Source organism: Mycobacterium sp. E787 (assembly GCF_001668725.1).
GTDB lineage: Bacteria > Actinomycetota > Actinomycetes > Mycobacteriales > Mycobacteriaceae > Mycobacterium.
This window is the reverse complement of record NZ_LZKL01000127.1, coordinates 213,260-234,078: the sequence shown is the minus strand read 5'-3', so window position 1 is coordinate 234,078 and position 20,819 is coordinate 213,260. Positions and strand designations below refer to the sequence as shown.

At 68.5% G+C, this 20,819-nt stretch carries 16 protein-coding genes, 2 pseudogenes and 1 riboswitch; of the genes and pseudogenes, 14 read left to right on the top strand and 4 right to left on the bottom strand.

The genetic code is table 11. The features are described 5' to 3' along the window. Positions 1 to 154: 154 nt before the first annotated feature. From A5705_RS25980 to A5705_RS25940, 9 genes and pseudogenes are all read left to right on the top strand, one after another. A complete protein-coding gene (locus A5705_RS25980; protein WP_068280927.1) occupies positions 155 to 1,768 on the top strand; it encodes an SMP-30/gluconolactonase/LRE family protein in 1,614 nt (537 codons plus the stop codon). Continuing rightward, a complete protein-coding gene (locus A5705_RS25975) occupies positions 1,768 to 2,508 on the top strand; it encodes a GntR family transcriptional regulator (RefSeq protein WP_067884086.1) in 741 nt (246 codons plus the stop codon). Before A5705_RS25980 ends, A5705_RS25975 begins: the two co-directional genes overlap by 1 nt. Before the next feature lie 13 nt (positions 2,509 to 2,521). Then, positions 2,522 to 4,093: pseudogene (locus tag A5705_RS25970) on the top strand (AMP-binding protein); the annotation flags it as partial. A gap of 127 nt (positions 4,094 to 4,220) precedes the next feature. Further along, the gene (locus A5705_RS25965) at positions 4,221 to 5,003 is read left to right on the top strand and encodes an SDR family NAD(P)-dependent oxidoreductase (RefSeq protein ID WP_082956693.1); all 783 of its coding nucleotides are present in this window, start codon (positions 4,221 to 4,223) and stop codon (positions 5,001 to 5,003) included. Next, on the top strand, positions 5,000 to 6,139 hold the full coding sequence (locus A5705_RS25960) for an LLM class flavin-dependent oxidoreductase (RefSeq protein ID WP_068281062.1): 1,140 nt from the start codon (positions 5,000 to 5,002) through the stop codon (positions 6,137 to 6,139). The genes A5705_RS25965 and A5705_RS25960 overlap by 4 nt, the downstream gene beginning before the upstream one ends. After that, positions 6,136 to 7,148 (top strand): annotated as a pseudogene (locus A5705_RS25955) (sulfotransferase). Before A5705_RS25960 ends, A5705_RS25955 begins: the two are co-directional and overlap by 4 nt. A gap of 7 nt (positions 7,149 to 7,155) precedes the next feature. Further along, positions 7,156 to 7,926, top strand: coding sequence for a TIM barrel protein (locus tag A5705_RS25950; RefSeq protein ID WP_082956692.1), 771 nt, complete (start codon positions 7,156 to 7,158; stop codon positions 7,924 to 7,926). A gap of 16 nt (positions 7,927 to 7,942) precedes the next feature. After that, positions 7,943 to 9,151 carry a DUF1214 domain-containing protein gene (locus A5705_RS25945; protein ID WP_068280918.1) on the top strand — a complete coding sequence of 403 codons (1,209 nt, stop codon included), beginning with the start codon at positions 7,943 to 7,945 and terminating at the stop codon, positions 9,149 to 9,151. Between the two features lie 209 nt (positions 9,152 to 9,360). Beyond that, entirely contained in the window at positions 9,361 to 11,361 is a 2,001-nt protein-coding gene (locus A5705_RS25940) for an acyltransferase family protein (RefSeq protein ID WP_068280915.1), read from the top strand. A gap of 2 nt (positions 11,362 to 11,363) precedes the next feature. Here A5705_RS25940 and A5705_RS25935 read toward each other — a convergent pair whose 3' ends face one another. Further along, on the bottom strand, positions 11,364 to 12,023 hold the full coding sequence (locus A5705_RS25935; protein WP_067884069.1) for an O-methyltransferase: 660 nt from the start codon (positions 12,021 to 12,023) through the stop codon (positions 11,364 to 11,366). A 128-nt stretch (positions 12,024 to 12,151) separates the two neighbouring features. Further along, positions 12,152 to 12,339: riboswitch (M-box (ykoK) riboswitch) on the top strand. A 264-nt stretch (positions 12,340 to 12,603) separates the two neighbouring features. Here A5705_RS25935 and A5705_RS28010 point away from each other — a divergent pair. Then, on the top strand, positions 12,604 to 12,819 hold the full coding sequence (locus A5705_RS28010; RefSeq protein ID WP_156738596.1) for a hypothetical protein: 216 nt from the start codon (positions 12,604 to 12,606) through the stop codon (positions 12,817 to 12,819). A 102-nt stretch (positions 12,820 to 12,921) separates the two neighbouring features. Next, entirely contained in the window at positions 12,922 to 14,733 is a 1,812-nt protein-coding gene (locus A5705_RS25930; protein ID WP_068280912.1) for an NRAMP family divalent metal transporter, read from the top strand. Here A5705_RS25930 and A5705_RS25925 read toward each other — a convergent pair. Continuing rightward, positions 14,725 to 15,669: an NADP-dependent oxidoreductase gene (locus tag A5705_RS25925; RefSeq protein WP_068280908.1), complete on the bottom strand. Its 945-nt coding sequence runs from the start codon at positions 15,667 to 15,669 to the stop codon at positions 14,725 to 14,727. The two genes, A5705_RS25930 and A5705_RS25925, sit on opposite strands and share 9 nt — an antisense overlap. A gap of 148 nt (positions 15,670 to 15,817) precedes the next feature. Here A5705_RS25925 and A5705_RS25920 point away from each other — a divergent pair, with 148 nt between their 5' ends. After that, entirely contained in the window at positions 15,818 to 16,447 is a 630-nt protein-coding gene (locus A5705_RS25920) for a hypothetical protein (protein WP_067884063.1), read from the top strand. Between the two features lie 16 nt (positions 16,448 to 16,463). Here the strand turns inward: A5705_RS25920 and A5705_RS25915 are convergent, their stop codons facing one another. Further along, complete coding sequence (locus tag A5705_RS25915; RefSeq protein WP_067884061.1) at positions 16,464 to 17,219, bottom strand: L,D-transpeptidase family protein; 756 nt, start codon at positions 17,217 to 17,219, stop codon at positions 16,464 to 16,466. Between the two features lie 164 nt (positions 17,220 to 17,383). Between A5705_RS25915 and A5705_RS25910 the strand changes: the two genes are divergently transcribed. Both A5705_RS25910 and A5705_RS25905 read left to right on the top strand, forming a co-directional pair. Beyond that, the gene (locus A5705_RS25910; RefSeq protein WP_068280905.1) at positions 17,384 to 18,040 is read left to right on the top strand and encodes a cysteine hydrolase family protein; all 657 of its coding nucleotides are present in this window, start codon (positions 17,384 to 17,386) and stop codon (positions 18,038 to 18,040) included. Between the two features lie 22 nt (positions 18,041 to 18,062). After that, complete coding sequence (locus A5705_RS25905) at positions 18,063 to 18,995, top strand: LysR family transcriptional regulator (protein ID WP_068280903.1); 933 nt, start codon at positions 18,063 to 18,065, stop codon at positions 18,993 to 18,995. On the opposite strand, the gene oxc is transcribed toward A5705_RS25905, so the two are convergent. Next, positions 18,979 to 20,709, bottom strand: a complete 1,731-nt coding sequence (gene oxc, locus A5705_RS25900) for an oxalyl-CoA decarboxylase (RefSeq protein WP_068280898.1) — start codon at positions 20,707 to 20,709, stop codon at positions 18,979 to 18,981. The genes A5705_RS25905 and oxc overlap by 17 nt on opposite strands. Positions 20,710 to 20,819 lie beyond the last annotated feature (110 nt).

Sequence of the window (20,819 nt, the reverse complement as noted above, 5' to 3'; positions counted from 1 at the left end):
ACAAGATACAGCGTTCTGTCCTTTGGAGAACACTATTCCCATCGGCGGAGTGGGCTGTCAAGGTCAATCCGACGTGGTTCGGAAGCTATTGTCTGGACTAGGACAAGTTGATAGCGTCCAGCTCAAACGCCGGACGGAAGGACCTCGGCAGGATATGGCCATCGCGACGCATCCATCCCGGTATGCGGTACCGCAGTCGAGCGGCGTCGCGGACGGCTGGCGACTCGAGAGGGTCACGGCGCCCAGCCGGCTGTTCGGCGCCAACGGCCTGCGCACCGGCCCCGACGGGGGCGTCTACATCGCGCAGGTCACCGGCAGTCAGATCAGCGCGCTGGATCTGGGCACCGGACGACTGGAAACGGTGAGCGCCAGAGGCGGCGAGATCGTGGCGCCCGACGACGTCGCGTTCGACGCGAGCGGGAACCTGTACGCGACCGAGGTGATGGACGGCCGGGTCAGCGTGCGCGACACCGCCGGTCGCACCCGGGTGCTGCGCGACGACCTTCCGTCCGCCAACGGAATCACGTTTCATCGCGACCGGTTGTTCATCGGCGAATGCCGCGAGGGCGGGCGCCTGCTCGAGCTCGACCTGACCGGCGGGCCGCCACGGGTGGTGCTGGATGGCGTGCCCTCACCGAACGCGATGGAGGTGGGCCCGGACGGGCTGCTGTATTTCCCGGTGATGGGCGCCAACGCGATCTGGCGCGTCGATCCCGATGGCGGCGAACCACAGTGCGTCGCAAGCGATCTCGGTGTTCCCGACTCGGTCAAGTTCGACCCGCGGGGCAACATCGTCTCGACCCAGGTGGCGAGCGGGCAGGTGCTGCGCATCGACCCGCGCAGCGGCGAACGGCGGGTGCTGGCGCAGCTGAGCCCGGGGCTGGACAACTGCACGTTCGCCGGCGACCGGGTGCTGGTATCCCACTTCACCGGCGAGATCACCGAGATATCGCCGGACGGCGCGACGCATACGGTGCTGCCCGGCGGCCTGAACTGGCCGCTGGATCTGAGCGTGGGGCACGACGGGCGGCTCTACGTCGCCGACGGCACGTACTTCTATGCGGTCCTGCCGGACGGGTCGCTGCATACGGTGGGGATGTTGTTCAGCCCCGGCTATCCCGGGTTCCTGCGCGGCGTGGCGTCGAGCAGCCCCGGCGAGTTCGTCGTCACGACCTCGGGCGGCCAGGTCGGCCGCTACCGGCCGGGGGCGAACGAAACCGAAGTGCTGGCAGACGGTTTCGACCAGCTCTACGGGATCGCGGTCGGTCCCGGCGGCGTGCTCGTCGCCGAGTTGGGCACCGGACGGGTGCTGTCGTTGCGGTCGGGAAGCACCGAGGTGCTGGCCACCGGGCTGCGTGAGCCGGTCGGTGTCGCGGTCGACCCGGACGGGGCGTGCCTGGTGGCGGAAGCCGGCGCCGGACGGGTGGCGCGGGTGAGCGGGCCCGAGGCCGTCGGCACCGTCGTCGCCGACCTGGTTCGCCCGCAGGGTATTTGCGTGCACGACGGGGTGCTCTACATCGTCGACGCCGGCGCCAAGGAGTTGATCGCGTTCGATCTGGACACCGAGGTCCGGCAGACGGTCGCGTCGGGGCTGCCGGTCGGTGCCCCGCCGGGCGTGGTGCCCAGGCCGCTGAAAGGCATGCCGCCGTTTTCGGGTCCGCAGGGCCCATTCGCCGGCGTCGCCGCCGCGGCCGACGGCACGCTCTACGTCTCGGCCGACGGTGACGGCAGCGTCCTGGCGTTGCGCCGGTCGCGGGGCGGCCGCTGATGTCCCAGGCCATTTCGAGCGAACACCGCTATCTGCAGATCGCGCGCACGCTGCGCAAGGAGATCGTGGACGGCGTCTATCCGGTGGGGTCGCAGCTCCCGACCGAACACCAATTGTGTGAGCGATTCGCGGTCAGCCGCTACACCGTACGCGAGGCGCTGCGCCGGCTGCGTGAGGACAACCTCGTCGCGTCGCGGCCCCGCGCGGGCACCCGGGTGGTGCCCCGGCCCGCGTCCAGTTCCTATGCGCAGGAAACGATGTCGATAGACGACCTGCTCGCGTTCGCGGCCGGTGCGCGGCTGACCATCGAGTCCAACGCGATGGTGGAGATCGACGACGAACTCGCCGCCCGGACCGGCCTGGCCGCCGGCACGCAGTGGTTGTCCGTGCGCGGCTACCGGCTGGCCGACGGCGCGCAGGTGCCGCTGTGCCGGACCGAGTACTTCATCAACCGCGATTTCGCCGCCGTCGGCAGACTGTTGCAGCGCCACACCGGTCCGATTTTCCCGTTGATCGAGGACCTGTTCGGCGTGAGCATCGCCGAATTGCGCCAGGAGATCGCGGCGGTGCTGCTTCCGGCCGAGCTGGCCGACGGACTCGGCGTCGCGGCGGGCACGGCCGCGCTGCAGCTGCGGCGCACATACAAGACCTCCGATGGCGAGATCGCGCAGGTGACGATCAACACCCACCTGTCGTCGAGCTTCCGGTATGCGATGACCATGCGCCGCGTGAATGACTAGGCGCGGTGAAGTGATGGACACGACACACGCGGCGGAAGCGTACCGGCGCGGGTTGTGGGTTACCACCACGCTGGCCGACGCGCTGCGCTCGGCCGCGCAGGCCTCCCCGGGGCGAACGGTGTTGGTGGACAAGGACACCCGCCTGGACTGCGCCGCGCTCGACGCCCAGGCCACCGCGTTGGCCCACGCCCTGCTGGCGCGCATGCCAACCGGCAGCGTCGTGTCGTTCATGCTGCCGAATTGGCACGAGGCCGCCGCCATCTATCTGGCGGCGACGCTCGCGGGGATGGTGGTGAACCCGATCCTGCCGTCGCTGCGCGACCACGACCTGCGCTTCATCCTCGAAGATGCCGAAACCGCCGCGATCTTCATCCCGCACCGGTTCGGCGGCCATGACTACGCGGTGATGCTCGAACGCGTGACCGCCACGCTGGACCGCGCCCCCGAAGTGGTGCTGGTGCGCGGCGAACACGGCGGACACACGCCCTACCCGACGCTGCTGGAGGGCCCACCGGATCGCACCAGGCTGCCGGCGCTGGATCCCGACGCCGTGCGGATGGTCCTGTACACCTCGGGCACCACCGGCCGCCCGAAAGGCGTGCTGCACAGCCACAATTCGATACATGCGCTGATCCGCCAGATCCGCGACCAGTGGAACATCGAGCCGGGCGACACGTTCCTGGTTCCGTCGCCCATCGCCCACATCGGCGGGTCGATATACGCGTTCGAATGCCCCCTGTTGCTGGGCACCACCGCGATCCTGATGGACCGGTGGGATCCCTCGGCCGCTGTGGCACTGATGAACACCGAACGGTGCACCCACATGGCCGGGGCGACACCGTTTTTGCAGCAGCTGCTGTCCGCCGCCGAACGTTCGGGGAGTCGCCTGCCCCACCTGAAGGTGTTCGTCTGCGGCGGAGCCTCGGTGTCGCCGTCGCTGATCCGGCGCGCCGCCGGGTATTTCGACCGGGCGGTCGTCACCCGCGTGTATGGCTGCACGGAGGTGCCCGTCGCGACCGTCGGCGCCCCGCTACCGCACGAAGCCGACCGCGCCGCCGACACCGACGGCCGGGCCGGGATCGCCGAGATCAAGCTCGTCGCGCATGCGGCCGCGCCGGCCGGTGATGGAGAGGTCTGCGTGCGCGGCCCGCAGATGCTGCTGGGCTACCGGCACCCCGAAGACGATGCGGATTGCCTCGACCCGGAGGGGTTCTTCCATACGGGGGATCTCGGGCGCTGGGTGGACGACCAATACCTCGTCGTGACGGGCCGGGCCAAGGACGTCATCATCCGCAACGGTGAGAACATCTCGGCCAAGGAGGTCGAGGACCTGCTCGCCGACCATCCCGCCATCGCCGAAATCGCGGTGGTCGGGCTGCCCGACGACCGGACCGGAGAGCGGGCGTGCGCGGTGATCGTGCCCGCCGGTGAGCCGGGGCCCGATGTCGCCGACCTGCTCGCGCTGCTGAACAGCAAGGGGGTCGCGAAATTCAAGGCCCCGGAGCAGGTGGTCATCTGGGATGCGTTGCCCAAGAACGACGCCGGCAAGGTCCTCAAACATCGGATCAGAGCGGCGTTGACACAATCGGCGATCGCAAGCGCGGCGGAGCCGGGCGCAGCGGGTCGCCGCCAGACGACACAATCGGCGATCGCAAGCGCGGCGGAGCCGGGCGCAGCGGGTCGCCGCCAGATGACACAGGCCGAGCCAGGGGATGGATAACATGCAGGTCGCGATCGTCACCGGCGCAAGCAGCGGCATCGGTCTGGGATGCGTAAGGAAACTTGCCGATGCGGGCATGGCCGTCCTCGGCACGGGCCGCGACGAGGACCGGCTGGCCGCGCTGCGAGAGTCGATCGACGACCCCGAGCGGGTGGCGACGCTGGCCGTCGACCTGACCGACGACGACGCGCCGCGACGGATCGTCGACCTCGCCGTCGAGCGCTGGGGGCACATCGACTTCCTCATCAACAACGCCGGGGTCGGCAATCCCAAACCGCTGCACGAAACGGACGACGAAACGCTGGACTACTTTCTGGGATTGATGCTGCGGGCGCCGTTTCGGCTCGCGCGCGAGGTCCTGCCGCACATGCGGCCCGGATCGGCGATCATCAACATCACGTCGACGTTCGCCGTCGTCGGCGGGCTGCGCGGCGGCGCCTACTCCGCGGCCAAGGGTGGGCTGACCGCGCTGACCACCCACATCGCCTGCCAGTACGGCGCCTCGGGCATCCGCTGCAACGCCGTCGCGCCCGGGGTGACGGTGACGCCGATGGTCGAAAAGCGTTTGGTGGATGAGCGTTTCCGCAAGATCAACACTGAGCTGACCCCGCATCAGCGGTTGGGCACCGTCGACGACATCGCCGGCACCGTCGCCTTCCTGTGCTCGCCGGGGGGCAGTTTCATCAACGGGCAGACGATCGTCGTCGACGGCGGGTGGAGCTCGACCAGGTATCTGTCGGACTTCGCGCTGACCTCGGAGTGGATCGCGCGGTGAAGGTTTCGCCCGCCGCGTTCCTGCGCACCACGCTCCCGCTGGACCTGTCGGGCCTGGCCGAGCTCGATACCGGTCGATACCACTCGATCTGGCTGCCCGATCACATGGTGAGCTTTTGGCCCGATGCGCTGTGGACGCCGGAGTTCACCGACCTCGCGACGTCGTCGCCGTCGCCGCATCGCCACCTCGACGGCATGGCGGTCGCCGCCGCGGCGGCCGTGCTGACCGAACGGGTGCCGCTGGCCACCAGTGTCGTGGACACTGTGCGCCGCCACCCCGCGATGCTGGCCCAAACCGCGCTGACCATCGACCATCTCTCCCGCGGGCGGTTCATCCTGGGCCTCGGCAGCGGTGAAAGCGAAAACGTCGTGCCCTACGGTTTCGACTTCGCCCGGCCCGTCGGCCGTTTCGAGGAGGCCCTGAAGGTCATCCGGCTGCTCTGGGCCGGCGACGGGCCGGTGGATTTCGAGGGGCGGTTCTACCGGCTGAACCATGCTCGGTTGGACACCGAACCCTACCAGGGGCGCTTCCCCCCGATCTGGATCGGCGCCAGCGGGCCGCGGATGCTCGACATCGTCGGGCGTTACGCCGACGGTTGGTGGCCGGCCGGGGCATGGACCCCCGACCACTACGCCGAGATGCTCGGCGCGGTACGGCAATCGGCCGAGCGGGCCGGGCGAGACCCACTGGCGATCACGCCGTGCTACGTGCAGGTGTGCCTGATCGGCGAAGACGACGACGCAATCGAGAAGATCGTGCGCGCCCCACTGGTGGCCGCGTTCTTGCTGCAGGTATCGGCTGAAGTCCTGCGCCGCTTCGGCTTTGACCACCCGATGGGGGACGATTGGGGCGGGTTTCACGACATCGACCCGACGACGTTGACGCGCGAGCGGATCGTGGACTTTCTCGAGCGCGTCGACCCCGACGCGATTCGGGCGGTGGTGCCGCACGGCACGCCCCGGCAGGTCGCGCGAACCATCAAGTCGTACGTGGATGCGGGGCTTCGGGTGCCCAAGATCCTGGACTACGGCGCCATGGCCGGACTCGAGTTCGGTGCCGCGTCGGCGGCCAACGTGCGTAAGACGGAGGACGAATTGTTGGCCTTGTGTGGTGCTCAGGGCGCAGGCCAAGCATGACAGCCGGTCTCGACGCGAACGCGATCCTTGGCTGCGCGCAGGCCGCGACGGGACTCGACGACTACGGCGACCCGACGCTGCCGAAGCGGTTCCGCCTGGCCGTCGACCACCTGAACGGTATCGGGATGGACGCCAACGGCATTGAGCGTGCGCAAAGCGTGTGCCACTGGCTGCTGACGTCGCGGCTGGAGTTCATCGAGGACCGCAACCGCTATCCGATCGCCGCCGAGGTGATCGACCACCCGATGTTCGTGACGGGAGAACCGCGCTCCGGTACCACGCTCATGCACGCGCTGATGGCGGTGGACCCGCACGCGCGTGCGCTGCGGTTCTGGGAGGTGATGTACCCGTCGCCGCCTCCCGGGCTTGCCCCGCCCGGCGACGCCCGTCGCGCCCGGGCCGATGCCGACTGGCGTGAGATCAACGCGAAGATGCCCAGGTGGCTGCTCAGCCACCCCTACAACGACATGCTCGGTGACGGCCTGCCCGAAGACGAGCGCACCTGGGCCTTCGACTTTCGGGTGATGACGCCGACCGCGTGGTGGCGGGTGCCGATGCAGACGCTGGTGGCCGGCCTGCCGACCGACCCCGTCGCACAGTACCGCCTGCACAAGGCGATGCTGCAGCAGTTCCAGTACCACCGGCCGCGAAAGTACTGGGTTCTGAAGGGTTTTCACGGCATCTCGAGATGACCCGGGCGAGCATCGCCAACACCATGACCAACCCGATGGTCGACGACCCGCGCATCCTGCACATCCCCTACGCCGACTTCATCGCGGACCCGGTCGCGACCGTCGGTCGCTACTACGCCTTCTGCGGGCGGGCCCTCACCGGCGAGGCCGAGGCATCGATGCGGGATTACCTGGCCCACAACCGCGGCGACCGCTACGGGAAGTTCCGCTACTCCACCCGATTGCTGACCGACATCGGCGAAAACCTCGACGACCTGCACGCCGAATTCGCGCCCTTCCGGAAGCGGTTCGGGGTCAGCATCGAACAGCGGGACTGAAATTCTCGTGCGTGCGCTATCGGTCCACAACGTGACGTTCCTCGGGGCGGATACCGATGAACTGCACCAGAATTGGACGACCCTTGGCCTGCGACACCTCAGCATCCTCGACACGCAACTCCTCGACCCCGGCTTCGTTCACCTGATCCGAGCCGAAGAGTACGCGGTCGAGGCGGTCTACCACCTGTTCGCCGACGGGGCGGACCTGTCGCGGCTGATCGATGCCGCCGCGACCGTGGGCGCCCGGTGCATCTACATGCTCACCGGCGGCCGGAACGGCCTCACGTGGGAGCGGGCGGCCGAGCGGTTTTGCCGTGCGATCGAGCCGTGTGTGCAACAAGCGCGGCAGGCCGGCGTCGCCCTGGCCATCGAGAACGCGTCCAGCCTCTACGCCGACATCCACGTCGCGCACAGCCTGCGCGACACCATCACCCTCGCCGAGCTGGCGGGGCTTGGCATCTGCATCGACCTGTTCCACTGCTGGGCCGAGGCCGATCTCGCGGGACTGCTGAGGCTGGCGCTGCCCCGGACAGAACTGATTCAGCTGAGCGACTACGTGCTGGGAGACCGGGCCCTGCCGGCCCGCGCCGTACCGGGCGACGGCGCGATCCCGATCGAACCCTTCGTGGCTCAGGCGCTGGCCGGGGGCTACCGGTTCGGTTTCGACCTGGAATTGCTCGGGCCGCGCATCGACGCGGAAGGCAGGCTGGCGGCGGCCGGGCGAGCGTGCGCGACGGTGAGCGCGATGTTGGACAGGCTTGGGCAGCGGAGCAGCTGAGAAAGGGCGTGGCGCAGTGGCTTTCGGTGATGGGCCCGATGATGCGGCACTCGACCGCGCGTGGAGCGAATTCTGCGGGCGATTGAAAACCGCCGGCAGGCAGGCGTTCAAGGACTTGAACGCGACCTCTGGCCTGCAGCGTGCCGACGCGTTTCGCTTTCTCACCCAGAACCTGGGGCAGGCCTTTGATCTGGCCCTGGAAACCCGCGACACCCGCTACCCGGCGATGCACGCCTTCTGCAGTCCCACCCGCAAGCTGGGGGGCGACTGCGCCGACTTCACCTACCAACAGGTCTGGATCGACGGCGAATCGACGTACCGCATCAGCGGAACCCGCGGCACCGCACCGTTTTTCAACGTCACCGTGCAAGGCGCGCGTCCGGACGGTCCACACGTCCTGCACGAGCCGTTCGGTGACGTGCCGGAGGCGAACCTGTTCGGCGACCAACTCCGCGTCGAGCCGGACGGCACGTTCGAGCTCTACGTCGGTGGTTCCGAGCGCGGGCCGAACTGGCTGCCGACCACCGCCGGTTCGCGCAAGCTGTTCATCCGCCAGGGCTTCGACCGCTGGGACGAGCGTCCCGCGCGGATGCGGATCGAGCGCGTCGACATGGACTCGCCCAAGCCGCTGCCGACTCCCGACACGATGGTTGCGGCCATGCGCTGGGCGGGTGAATTCGTCACCGGCCTGATGAGCGACTGGCCCGAGTTCCCGTTCGCCCACGGCGGCGTCGACGGCGAGCACCCCAACAGGTTCCCCGCCCCGGCGGCATCCGAGGCGGACGCCAGACGCGGCCGAACCGCCGCCAACATGTACTGGGAGCTGGCGCCCGACGAAGCCCTCATCGTCGAGTTCGACGCCCACGAGGGCTTGTGGATGATCACCAACATGGGGGCCTACTTCACCAGCATGGACTACCTGTACCGGCCGGTGAGCTACACCCCGAGCCGCGCATCGGTCGACAACGACGGCAAAGTCAGACTGATTCTGGCCCATCGGGACCCGGGTTTCCGCAACTGGATCGACACCCAGGGATTCGAGCGCGGCAACCTCACCTACCGCCACCTGCTCGCGGGTCGGCCGGCGACACTGGCGACCCGGCTCGCCAAACACGCCGACCTCGCGCGCGCGTTACCGCCGGAAACCGCGCGCGTCACCCCCGCCGAGCGCACCGCGCTGATGCGGGAACGCTTCCACGGTGTCCTGAACCGATTTCCGCTCTGATACCCGGCTCCCCGCGCGTGTCTTTCCGGCTGTCCCGGCCGCGCCGCAATTAGGCTTGCTCCGATCAAGAGGAGGGGCAGCGACGTATCGGCATCAACTTTGGCGCCGGGCGACAAGCGGGTCAGGGCGCATCAGCAACGGACATTGAGCCGGGCGGGAGGCACCCCGCATCGGCGCGTTCTGCTTCCCGGCCCCGGTGGGTTGCCCCGGTGCGCCGCGCCGGCCGGATCGCGATCTGGGATCAACCGGACCGCCGCAGCGGCATCCCGGCGCTGGACGGCCTGCGCGCGATCGCGGTCGCGCTGGTGCTCGTCGGGCACGGCGGCATCCCCGGCGTGGGCGGCGGGTTCATCGGCGTCGACGTCTTTTTCGTCCTCAGCGGCTTCCTCATCACCTCGCTGTTGTTGGACGAGCTGCGGCGCACGGGCCGCATTGAGCTGACCGGCTTTTGGATCCGGCGCGCGCGCCGGCTGCTGCCGGCGCTGCTGTTGATGGTGCTCAGCGTGGGCGCGGCCCGCGAGCTGCTGCCCAGCCAGTCGCTCACCGGGCTGCGTGACGACGCGATCGCGGCCTTCCTCTGGGTGGCGAATTGGCGGTTCGTCGCGCAGAAGACGGACTATTTCACCCAGGGCGCCCCGCCGTCGCCGCTTCAACACACCTGGTCGCTCGGGGTCGAGGAGCAGTATTACTTCGTCTGGCCGGTCCTGCTGATCGCCGTCACCCTGCTGTTGGCCGCGCGGGCCAGGCGCTACTTCCGACGGGCCACCGTCGGCGGCGTGCGGTTCGCCACCTTCGTGATCGCGACGGTGGGGGCGTTGGCGTCCGCGGTGCTCACCGTCGTCCTCGCCTCCGAGTCCACCCGCGACCGGATCTATTTCGGCACCGACACCCGCGCGCAGGCGCTGTTGATCGGCGCCGCGGCGGCGGCTCTGCTGGTGCGGGATTGGCCATCGATGAACCGCGGCTGGTGCCTGATCCGCACCCGGTGGGCAAGGCGGGTGGCCCGCCTGTTGCCGATGCTCGGCCTGGCCGGCCTGGCGGCGGCCACCCACTATGCGACCGGCGGCGCCGGCGAGTTTCGCCACGGCCTGTTGGTCGGGGTCGCGATCGCTTCGGTCCTCGTGGTCGCGCCGGTGGCGATGGAACAGCGCGGCGCCGTTGCCCGCATCCTCGCCCTGCGCCCCCTCGTGTGGCTGGGCACCATCTCCTACGGCGTCTACCTGTGGCACTGGCCAATCTTCTTGGCGCTCAACGGCGAACGCACCGGATGGTCGGGGTTGCCGCTGTTCGCCGCCCGGTGCGCTGCCACCGTGGCGGTCGCCGCCGCGTCGTGGTGGCTGATCGAGCAGCCGATCCGGCGCTGGCGGCCGGCACGGGTGCCCCTGTTGCCGCTGGCGGCGGCCACCGTGGCCAGCGCCGCTGCGGTGACGCTGTTGGTCATTCCGGTGGGAACCGGGCCCGGTCTGCGCGAGGCGGGCCTGCCACCGGGGGTGTCGGCCGTCGCCGCGGTCTCGCCCTCACCGCCCGCCGGTAGCCGGCCCGCGCCGCGCGATCCGCGCCGGCCCTTCACGGTTTCGGTGTTCGGTGATTCGATCGGGTGGACGTGGATGCACTACCTGCCGCCCACGCCGGGATTCGCCTTTCTGGACCACACGGTCATCGGCTGCAGCCTGGTGCGCGGGACCCCGTACCGGTACATCGGCCAAACCCTCGAGCAGCGGCCGGAATGCGACGGCTGGCCCATCCGATGGTCGGCGCAGATGAGCCAGGACCAGCCTGACGTCGCGCTGTTGATCATCGGCCGGTGGGAAACGGTCGACCGCGTCAACGAGGGCCAGTGGACGCACATCGGCGACCCCACCTTCGACGCCTACCTCAACGGCGAACTCGAACGCGCACTGAACATCGTGGGCGCCACGGGCGTTCGCGTGGTGGTGGCCACCGTGCCCTACAGCCGGGACGGCGAAAAGCCGGACGGTCGCCTTTATCCGGAGGACCAACCCGACCGCGTCAACCTGTGGAACGCCATGCTGCGCAGGACCGTTGCCCACCACCCGAATGTCCGGATCCTCGACCTGAACAAGAAGCTGTGCCCCGACGGCGTCTACACCGCCAAGGTCGACGGCATCAAGGTGCGCAGCGATGGCGTCCACCTCACCCCCGAAGGCGTGAAATGGCTGACGCCGTGGCTCGAGGAATCCCTGCGCTGACCCTAATCGCCCGTGCGGCAGCTGATTTCCATGCTGTCGCTTTCCCGGACGGCAAAGTTGAAGCTCACGTAGCCGTTGCCCGGGTCGCGCACCCGGTCGAGATAGGGTCGGGTGTCCTCGGCGCTGGCATTGTCGGCGATGACCAACGCGCCCGTCGTCAGGCGCGGTTCGAGCAGTTCGATCACCGGCAGGTAGAGGTCCTTCCAGCCGTCGAGGAGCACGAAATCAACGGGCCCGTCCAGCTCGGCCAGCGTGATCAGCGCGTCCCCCTCGAGGATGGTGATCACGTCATCCAGACCGGTCTCGGCGAATGTCCGCCTGGCCGCGGCGATCTTGGGGGCGCTGAGCTCGGTGGTCACCACCCGCCCGGTGCCGTTGTCGCGCACCGCCGACGCCAGGTGCACCGCGGAGATTCCGAAGGACATGCCGAACTCGACGATCGTCGCCGGCCGGGTCGCGCGCACCAGGGCATACAGCAGGCGGCCGGCTTCCGGTGTGACCGGGATGTAGAACTCGCTCATGGCGTCGGCGCGCTCTTGCGCGCTCATCGGGCGGTCGAAATCACCGTGCATCTCGCGCAACCGCGACATCTGATCTTTCGTTTCGGCGTACATCCGGTCGAGGAGCGTCGCGACGTTGGGCGCCTGCAAAGTATTGGCCATGCGTTCGAGGGTAGGCCTCGACCAATGGAACGAAGGACGGCCCCGGTGGGCGCCGGTTAACGCAAACCCACGTCAAGGTTGCGTAAACGAGTTTGACGAGCTCGCGGGCCTCGGGCAAGATGGACGGGCAGGCACCTCGGTAGGTGAGGCGTCTGCACGGATACAGGCCACTGACCCCGAACGTCGAGAGACGCCCCGGGTCAGGACAGCTCTTCCCGGACCCAAGGGTTGAGCCCAAGTGGCTTCCGGATCGCGACCGTCGGCTAAATCCGGATACGCCGTGCAGTGCCAAAGCTCCGAACGAGAGGGGTGCCATCGGCGCTCTGCCGCCGGTGATTCGTGCCTCTCCCGTTCAGGTGAATGTGACGACACCCGCGTGTGTCCCGGCCGTGAGGAGGTGAGGGCGAGATGAGTCCCGGCGACAGTCCCTATCCGAAATCCGTCTTGTCCCGACCCGGTTCCGGCATTCCTTCTGCCGCCTGAGTTTTCGGGCTTCCGTCTGACCCCGCGCGTCGCAACGCGGTTTTCCGGGGTCACCGCGCATGCCACGAACCGATCGGACCTGCGACAGGAGAAGATCATGGTTTTTGTTGTTACACAGCGTGTCACCGGTCACACCGGTGGACGCAGAGAAGCGTTGCTGCGTTCGGCGCGGCTGCTTGCGAACAAGTTGCACATGCGGACCGCACTGACTCCCCAGGAGCGGGCCAACCTGTATGTGTCGCGGATGCCTATCGCGGTAATCACGGCGTCGCTCGGCGGGCACCCGTCGGGCAGCGCGGACGGCCGTCGGTGATCGGTTCCGCCGGCCGCCCGGTGGCGGGCACTGCGCCCGTCGCCGGGTGACTGGCCGGCTATCGCGGTCTCCCACCAATCCACTTGAGAGAGCCGGACTCCTATGACTTCGACCCCGACCCAGCATCGTGGCGGCTTGCGCGCCGCATTCAGTCGCGGCGGAGCAGTGGCTCCGCCTCCAGGCTCCGACGGCGCCGGCCAGGCGGTATTGGACTCGGCGCACACCGGCGACATCGTCGGCGCGTTCGGCCGAATCCGGCGCGATGGCACCGGCGGCTTCGACGCTTTCAGTGGGCGTTGGCGCCGCCTGCGGACCCTGGCGGTCATCACCGGCCCCGGGCTGATCGTGATGGTGGGCGACAACGACGCCGGCGGCGTCGCGACCTATGCGCAGGCCGGCCAAAACTACGGGATGGGGCTGTTGTGGACGTTGGCGCTGCTGATCCCCGTGCTCTACGTCAACCAGGAAATGGTGCTGCGATTGGGAGCGGTCAGCCGGGTGGGCCACGCCCGCTTGATCTTCGAGCGGTTCGGCAAGTTCTGGGGCGCGTTCAGCATCGGTGATCTGCTGATCCTCAACGCCCTGACGATCGTCACCGAATTCATCGGCGTCTCGCTGGCGCTCGGATTTTTGGGCTGCCCCAAGATCATCGCCATCCCCGCCGCTGCCGTGTTGTTGTTCGCCGTCGTGGCCGGGGGGTCGTTTCGGCGATGGGAAGGACTGATGTTCCTGCTGATCGCTGTCAACGTGCTCATCGTCCCGATGGTGCTGATGGTGCATCCCTCCCTGAAGGCAACCGCCGGCGGGCTGGTACCGCAGTTCCCGGGCGGGCTCAACTCCACCGTGCTGTTGTTGACCGTTGCGATCGTCGGCACCACGGTGGCCCCCTGGCAATTGTTCTTCCAGCAGTCCAACGTCGTGGACAAGCGCATTACGGCGCGCTGGATCCCTTACGCCCGAGCCGATTTGGTCATCGGAATCGTCGTGGTCATGGCCGGCGCGACTGCGCTGATGGCCGTGACCGCCTTCGGTTTGGCGGGAACCACCGACGTCGGCAACTTCACCGACGCGGGTGCGGTTGCGACCAGTCTGCGCGACCACCTGGGCAAGCCGGTGGCGGTGCTGTTCGCGATCATCCTGCTGGACGCGTCGCTGATCGGGGCCAACGCCATCGGGCTTTCCACGACTTACGCCATCGGTGACGCGATGGGCAGGCGACACTCACTGCACTGGAAGCTCACCGAGGCCCCGCTGTTCTACGGCGGATACGCATTGCTGCTCGGGGTTTCCGCTGCGGTCGCCTTCAGCCCCGATCACGTGCTGGGCCTGGTGACCCAGGGCGTGCAGGCGCTGGCCGGTGTCTTGCTGCCCTCGGCGACAGTGTTTCTGGTCTTGCTCTGCAACGACCGCGCAGTGCTGGGGCCGTGGATAAACACGGTGCGCCAGAACATCATCGCGTGGACCATCGTGTGGTCTCTGGTCCTGTTGTCGCTGGCGTTGACGGCGACGACGTTCTTCAAGAATCTGCCAACCGCCGCCATCGAGGCAGGCCTCGCAATCGGCTCGGTGGTCGGAATCGTCGGCGGCGCGGCCGCCATCGTCGCGGGTCGGCGGTCCAGCGATCGGCGTGAGGCGGAAGCCATCGTGCAGCGCTTCGGCGATGGTCTGGATCCCGAGCAGGTCGATGAGATCGACGATGCCCGGTCGCTCACCAGGGCCGAGCAGCGTGCCTTGCGCCGAGAGGACCGTGCGAACTGGCAAACCCCCAACCTCGCCGGTCTGGAGCGTCCGACGATGTCGCCACTCCGCCGGGCGGGACTGTTGACGCTGCGTGGCTACCTGGTCTTGGCCATCGTGTTCGTCATCATCAAGGTCATCGAGATCGCTGTGGTCGGACCGGCTGCCTCACTGTGAACCTTGGGGCAGCAGAACGATTTTGCCGCGGGTGTGCCGCTTCTCGAGCTCTTCGTAGGCGTCGGCGACCCGGTCCAGCGGATAGCTGGCCGCGACCTCGAACTCGATGGCGCCGGTGATGATCAGGTCGGCCGTCTCGGCGAGCACCTCGGTTGTCGACGCGTCGGCGCTGCCTTCGGTCTTGGCGCCGACCTCGCCGGCTTTCTGGAACGCGATGATCGTGTCGATGCGCTCGGGCGCGACGCCGAGATCCACAGCGAGCTGGACGTACTCGGGGCCGAACAGGTCGATGAACGCGTCGATTCCGTTCGGTGCGGCCTCCCGCAGGCGATCGGCCAGCCCGTCGCCGTAGGCGACGGGGGTGACGCCGTGGGCGCGCAGCCAGTCGAAGTTGCCGGGACCCGCGATGCCCAGCACCCGCGCCTTGCGCAGGGTCAGCAGTTGCACGGCCAGGCTGCCGACGCCGCCCGCGGCCGCCGAAACGGCGACCGTCTCGCCCGGTTGCGGGTCGACCGCGCGCACGGCGGCGTACGCCGTGACGCCGACCACGTACAGCGAACCTGCTGTTTCCCAACTCATTTGGCTTGGCTTGCGGATCAGCTGATCCACCGGAACGGCGGTGTGGGTGGCGTGGCTGGATCGGCGGAAGCTGAACCCCAGCACCTCGTCGCCGACGGAAAACCGGGTCACTCCGGGTCCGACGGCTGTCACGACCCCTGCGAGATCGCTGCCCTGCCCGGACGGGAAGGTGGCTGGGAACATCTCGTGCAGCGCCCCGGTTCGGATGGCGGCCTCGCCGGGATTGATCCCGGCGGCGCGTACCTCGACCACCACCTCACCCGGGCCGGGCGAAGGCATCTCCACATTCGCCACGTACAAGACGTCACGGCCCCCGTAACGGTCGAACCGTACGGCACGCGCCACCCCAGCCGTCATGTCGTCTCCCTCCCCGGATCGCCCTTGCTCCGGCCAGCATAGGCCGCCAACCTGGGCCGGCCGCTTGACCGGCGCAGGCCTTGTTCCTGCCGGCATTTCGCAGTAGCGTCAGGCGCCGCGGACTGTGGATAGACGCGGAAGGAACGCCATGGATCTCGCTCGGATCACCGTCGGCGGCTGGCTGGTCGCCACCGTCGCGGTCGGTGCCGTGGTCACCGGCTGCGGCAATGACCAGAAGAACTCGTCGCCCTCCTCCTCGACGACGTCGTCTTCGGGCGCTGCCACTTCGTCGAGCGGATCGGGCACGGTGACGGCTCCGTCGCAGGGTCAGCCCACCGATTACAGTTCGCTGCTGATCAAGGCCAGTGACATCGGCGGGGACTTCAAGACCCCGCAGCCGCCCGTGCTGAACCCGAACAACGCGGCGGGCGTCGCACAGCTTTTCGCCAACCCCGACAACAGCCGCCGGATCGGCGACACCATCCTCATCGTCGCCGATCCCGAGGTGGCCAAGGCGGGAATCGAAAACACCAAGGCCAACTATGCGGGCAAGGTCAGCGGCACATGGCAGCCCGTCGATGTCGGCTCCAACGGCTTCATGATCTCCGGTAATTCGCCCGACAACTCCCAAGCAGTCACCGTGTTGCTGTTCAGCGAGGGCAAGGCCGTGGTCAACATCGAATTCGACAGCGCGCCCAACGATCCGATCGATCCGGCCATCGCGACCGACGTCGGGCGCAAGCAGGACGCCGCGATCAAAAGCGGGTTGCCCGGCTAGGGCTTGCCCGAAGGCGTCAGGCCACGACCTGGATGGGGTCGCCGACGTTGACCTGATTGAAATACCACGCCGCGTTGTCGGGGCTCAGGTTGATGCATCCATGGCTGACGTTGGCGTGGCCCTGTGAGTCGACCGACCACGGGGCCGAGTGCACATACACACCGCTCCAGGTGACCCGGACGGCGTACTGCGCCGTGATCTTGTATCCCTCGGGCGAACTCAGCGGTATGCCGATGGTGCGCGAGTCCATCACCACTGTGCGGTCCTTCTCCAGGGCGGTGAAGTTCCCGATCGGCGTCGGGCGGCTGGGCTTGCCCATCGACGCCGGCATCGTGCGCAGCACTTCGCCGTTGCGGCTGACGGTGAACGTGTGCCCGGAGAGGCTGGCGACACCGAGCAGTTCGTCACCGGTGTCGAAGCCCGTCGTCAGGGCCTGCACTCCGGCCGAGACATGAGTGTGGGCGGGCCAGTAGTGGTTCGGCACCCACTGGACGACGTTGTTCTCGACCCACTCGAAGTGTCCCGGCGTATCGCTGGGAGAAGTGACGTGGATGGTCCGCTCGGCGGCGGCGCGGTCGGTCACCGGCGCGGTGAAGGTGACCACGACAGGGTGCGCCACGCCCACCACCGCTCCGTCAGCGGGCGACACCGACGCGACGGCGGGCACCGGCTGGGGCAGGGGGACGGCGGCCACGCCGCGGGCGGCGCTGCCCAACGCGCCCATGCCGACAATCGCTACCATAACGAACAGATAACGAAACGCTCGGTGCATGGCGCCTACCCTTTGCGATGGCTCAACTGACACAACGATATTCTACTGGCTGTCGGTTCATTACGATTTTCAGCAAACTACGGCGGCTTCGCTGGCCCGGCCAGACGGCCGCAGACCGCCGGAAGAGCCGATCAGAGCAAGCGCAACGGCGGCAAGGGGCGGACATGACCGCAAACGATCGCTACACGCGTCCGAGGGCGGCGACCGCCGCCCTGATCCTGATCGACGTGCAGCTCGACTTCATCGACGTCCCCGGCGATCACGCGCCGATGCCGGTTGCCGGCACGCGCGCCGCGATCCCGGCGATGGCGCGGTTGGCGGGGGCCTTCCGGCGACGGGGGCTGCCCATCGTGCACGTCGTCCGGCTGTATCTGCCCGATGGCTCGAACGTGGACCTGGCGCGGCGCCAGTCGATCGAGCGGGGCGCCCGGATCGCCGCACCCGGCAGCGCCGGTTCGCAGATCGCCGCGGAACTCCTGCCCAAATCCGTTGACCTGGAACACGAGTTGTTGTTGGCCGGCGGTTTCCAACGAGTGGGACCCGCCGAGCACGTGATGTACAAGCCGCGGTGGGGCGCCTTCTACGGCACCTCCCTCGAGCAGCACCTGCGTGAAAGCGGCAGCGATACGGTCGTTTTCGCGGGCTGCAACTTTCCCAACTGCCCCCGAACGTCGATCTACGAGGCGTCCGAACGCGACTTCCGGATTGTTCTGGTGTCCGACGCGATCTCCGGCCTCTACGACCGGGGCGTGGCGGAGTGCCGCGCCATCGGGGTGGACGTCCTGAACACCTCGGAGACACTCGATTGGCTGGGGTGCTAGCCGCGCGTTAGCCTTCAGCGAGATGCTTTTCCGTCAACTGGAGTACTTCGTTGCGGTCGCCCAGGAGCGCCACTTCGCCCGGGCGGCCGAGAAGTGCTACGTCTCCCAACCCGCGCTGTCGGCGGCCATCGCCAAGCTCGAGCGAGAGCTGAACGTCACGCTGATCAACCGCGGGCACAGCTTCGAGGGCCTCACGCCCGAAGGGGAGCGACTGGTCGTGTGGGCCAAGCGGATTCTCGCCGAACACGACGCTTTCAAAGCCGAGGTGCACGCCGTCCGGTCCGGGATCGCGGGGACCCTTCGGCTGGGCACGGTCCCGACCGCCTCCACGACGGCGTCCCTGGTGCTCTCCGCGTTCTGTTCCGCGCATCCGCTGGCCAAGGTGCAGATCCTCTCCCGGCTGGCCGCCACCGAGCTGTACCGGCGCCTGCGCGAGTTCGACCTGGACGCCGCCATCGTGCACACCGGCACCGACGACGCACACGACGTGCACCTGGTGCCGCTCTACGAGGAGCACTACGTGTTGCTGTCGACGGCGAACATGTTGCCCGCCGGGGCCTCGACGCTGACCTGGCCGGAGGCCGCGCAACTGCCGCTGGCCCTGCTGACCGCCGACATGCGTGACCGCCAGATCATCGACGAAGCCTTCGCCGGCCACGCCATCACCGTCACCCCGCAGGTCGAAACCGACTCCGTCGCTTCGCTGTTGGCCCAGGTGGCCACCGGAAACTGGGCGTGCATCGTCCCGCACACCTGGCTGTGGACGTCGCCGCTGGGCGCCGAGATCCGTGCGGTCGAGATGGTGGAACCGGCGCTGAAAGCCGAGATCGCGTTGGCCACCAACGCTTCCGGCCCGGGCTCACCCGTCGCACGCGCGCTCACCGCGTGCGCTCAGGAACTCGCGCTGGGCGAGTTCTTCGACGCACAGTTGCTGGGCATCACGCACCGGCGCTGATCGTGGGTGTGGCCGCGCTGGTCGGGTTGAGGCCCGCCAGATGGCCGCTTTCCACTCCGGCTGCCGGGTCGAGCTCGCAGTCGATGACCGACGGCCCGCCGGAGGCGATCGCTTCGGACAGCGCCGCGCGCAATTCCGGCGGCGTGGTGACGTGATACCCCTTGCCGCCGAAGGCCTCCGCGATGAGCTCGTGACGCGCCCGGGCGTTGAGCACGGTGGGCGCCGGGTCCGGTCCGGTCGCGGTCTCGTCGCCGCGGTAGACGCCCCCGTTGTTGAGGATCACGACGGTCACGGGCAGCCGGTACCGGCAGATCGTCTCGACCTCCATGCCGGAGAAGCCGAAGGCGCTGTCGCCCTCGATCGCGACGACCGGGCTGCCGGTCTCCGCCGCCGCGGCGATGGCGTATCCCATGCCGATGCCCATCACGCCCCAGGTCCCCGTGTCGAGCCGGCGCCGCGGCAGCTCCATGTCGATGACGTTGCGCGCCAAATCCAGCGCGTTGGCGCCCTCGTTGACCACATAGACCCCCGGGCTCTCCTGCAACACGGCACGAATGGCGCCCAGCGCGTTGTAGAACCGCATCGGGTGCGGGTCTTCGGCCAGCCGCTCGCGCATCTTCGCCTCGTTGCGGGCCCTGCGATCGGCCAGCTCCTCGACCCAGTCGGCGGGCGCGGCGATCGGGTTCGCCGCCGCCGCGTCACACAGCGCCGACAGCACCGAGCCGATGTCGCCGACCAGGGGCGCGGCTATCGGCCTGTTGCTGTCGAGCTCCGCCGCGGCGATGTCGACCTGCACGAACTCGGCGTCGGCCGACCATTGCGGCGACTCCCCGTGACCGAGAAGCCAATTCAGCCGGGCGCCCACCAGCATGACCGCGTCCGCGCGGGAGATCGCCAGCGAGCGCGCCGCCCCGGCCGACTGCGGGTGCGAGTCGGGCAACAGGCCCTTGGCCATCGACATCGGCAGGAACGGAATCCCGGTGGCCTCCACGAACTTCCGAACCACGTCGTCGGCCTGCGCGTAGGCCGCGCCCTTGCCGAGCACGATCAGCGGGCGCCGCGCCCGCCCGAGCACCTGCAGAGCGCGATCGACCGCATCCGGCGCCGGCAGCTGCCGGGGCGCGGGATCGACCACCCGCCAAACAGTTTCGGCGGCGGCCGAGGCGTCCATGGCCTGGCCCAGGATCTCGCCGGGGATGTCCAGGTAGACCCCGCCCGGGCGCCCGGAGGTCGCGGTCCGAATGGCGCGCGCCACCCCACGCCCGATGTCTCCGATCCGGCCGATCCGATAAGCCGCCTTCGTGAAAGGCCTTGCCGCGGTTAGCTGATCGAGGTCCTGGTAGTCGCCCCGCTGCAGATCGATCATCGCCCGGTCGCTCGAGCCCGAGATCTGGATCATCGGGAAGCAGTTCGCGGTCGCGTTCGCCAGCGCGGGCAGGCCATTGAGGAAACCGGGCCCCGAGGTGGTCAGGCACACGCCGGGCCGCCGGGTGAGAAACCCGGCGGCGGCGGCCGCGTTGCCGGCCGAGGCCTCCTGCCGAAAGCCGATGTAACGGATCCCCGACGCCTGCGCGGTGCGGGCGAGGTCGGTGATCGGGATGCCGACGATGCCGTAGATGGTGTCGACGTCGTTGGCCTTCAGGGCATCGACGACGAGCTGGAAGCCGTCGATCAAGCGAGTCGCGTCGCTGGGCGGTGCCGAAACGGTGGTCATGGTGGCGACTCCTGGGGTGCGTGTGCCGTATCTGCCTGGCCACCACTGTTGTGTCGGTGCGCGCGGCTGTCCAAGACTAGGCCGCTATCCAGCGATTCACCCCGTCTATC

Excerpts from the sequence above, each read along its gene's own strand:
- A5705_RS25980 (WP_068280927.1), top strand. The coding sequence starts at position 155 with ATGGCCATCGCGACGCATCCATCCCGGTATGCGGTACCGCAGTCGAGC.
- A5705_RS25975 (WP_067884086.1), top strand. The coding sequence starts at position 1,768 with ATGTCCCAGGCCATTTCGAGCGAACACCGCTATCTGCAGATCGCGCGC.
- A5705_RS25965 (WP_082956693.1), top strand. The coding sequence starts at position 4,221 with ATGGATAACATGCAGGTCGCGATCGTCACCGGCGCAAGCAGCGGCATC.
- A5705_RS25935 (WP_067884069.1), bottom strand. The coding sequence starts at position 12,023 with ATGGCCAATACTTTGCAGGCGCCCAACGTCGCGACGCTCCTCGACCGG.
- A5705_RS28010 (WP_156738596.1), top strand. The coding sequence starts at position 12,604 with ATGGTTTTTGTTGTTACACAGCGTGTCACCGGTCACACCGGTGGACGC.
- A5705_RS25930 (WP_068280912.1), top strand. The coding sequence starts at position 12,922 with ATGACTTCGACCCCGACCCAGCATCGTGGCGGCTTGCGCGCCGCATTC.
- A5705_RS25925 (WP_068280908.1), bottom strand. The coding sequence starts at position 15,669 with ATGACGGCTGGGGTGGCGCGTGCCGTACGGTTCGACCGTTACGGGGGC.
- A5705_RS25920 (WP_067884063.1), top strand. The coding sequence starts at position 15,818 with ATGGATCTCGCTCGGATCACCGTCGGCGGCTGGCTGGTCGCCACCGTC.
- A5705_RS25915 (WP_067884061.1), bottom strand. The coding sequence starts at position 17,219 with ATGCACCGAGCGTTTCGTTATCTGTTCGTTATGGTAGCGATTGTCGGC.
- A5705_RS25910 (WP_068280905.1), top strand. The coding sequence starts at position 17,384 with ATGACCGCAAACGATCGCTACACGCGTCCGAGGGCGGCGACCGCCGCC.
- A5705_RS25905 (WP_068280903.1), top strand. The coding sequence starts at position 18,063 with ATGCTTTTCCGTCAACTGGAGTACTTCGTTGCGGTCGCCCAGGAGCGC.
- oxc (WP_068280898.1), bottom strand. The coding sequence starts at position 20,709 with ATGACCACCGTTTCGGCACCGCCCAGCGACGCGACTCGCTTGATCGAC.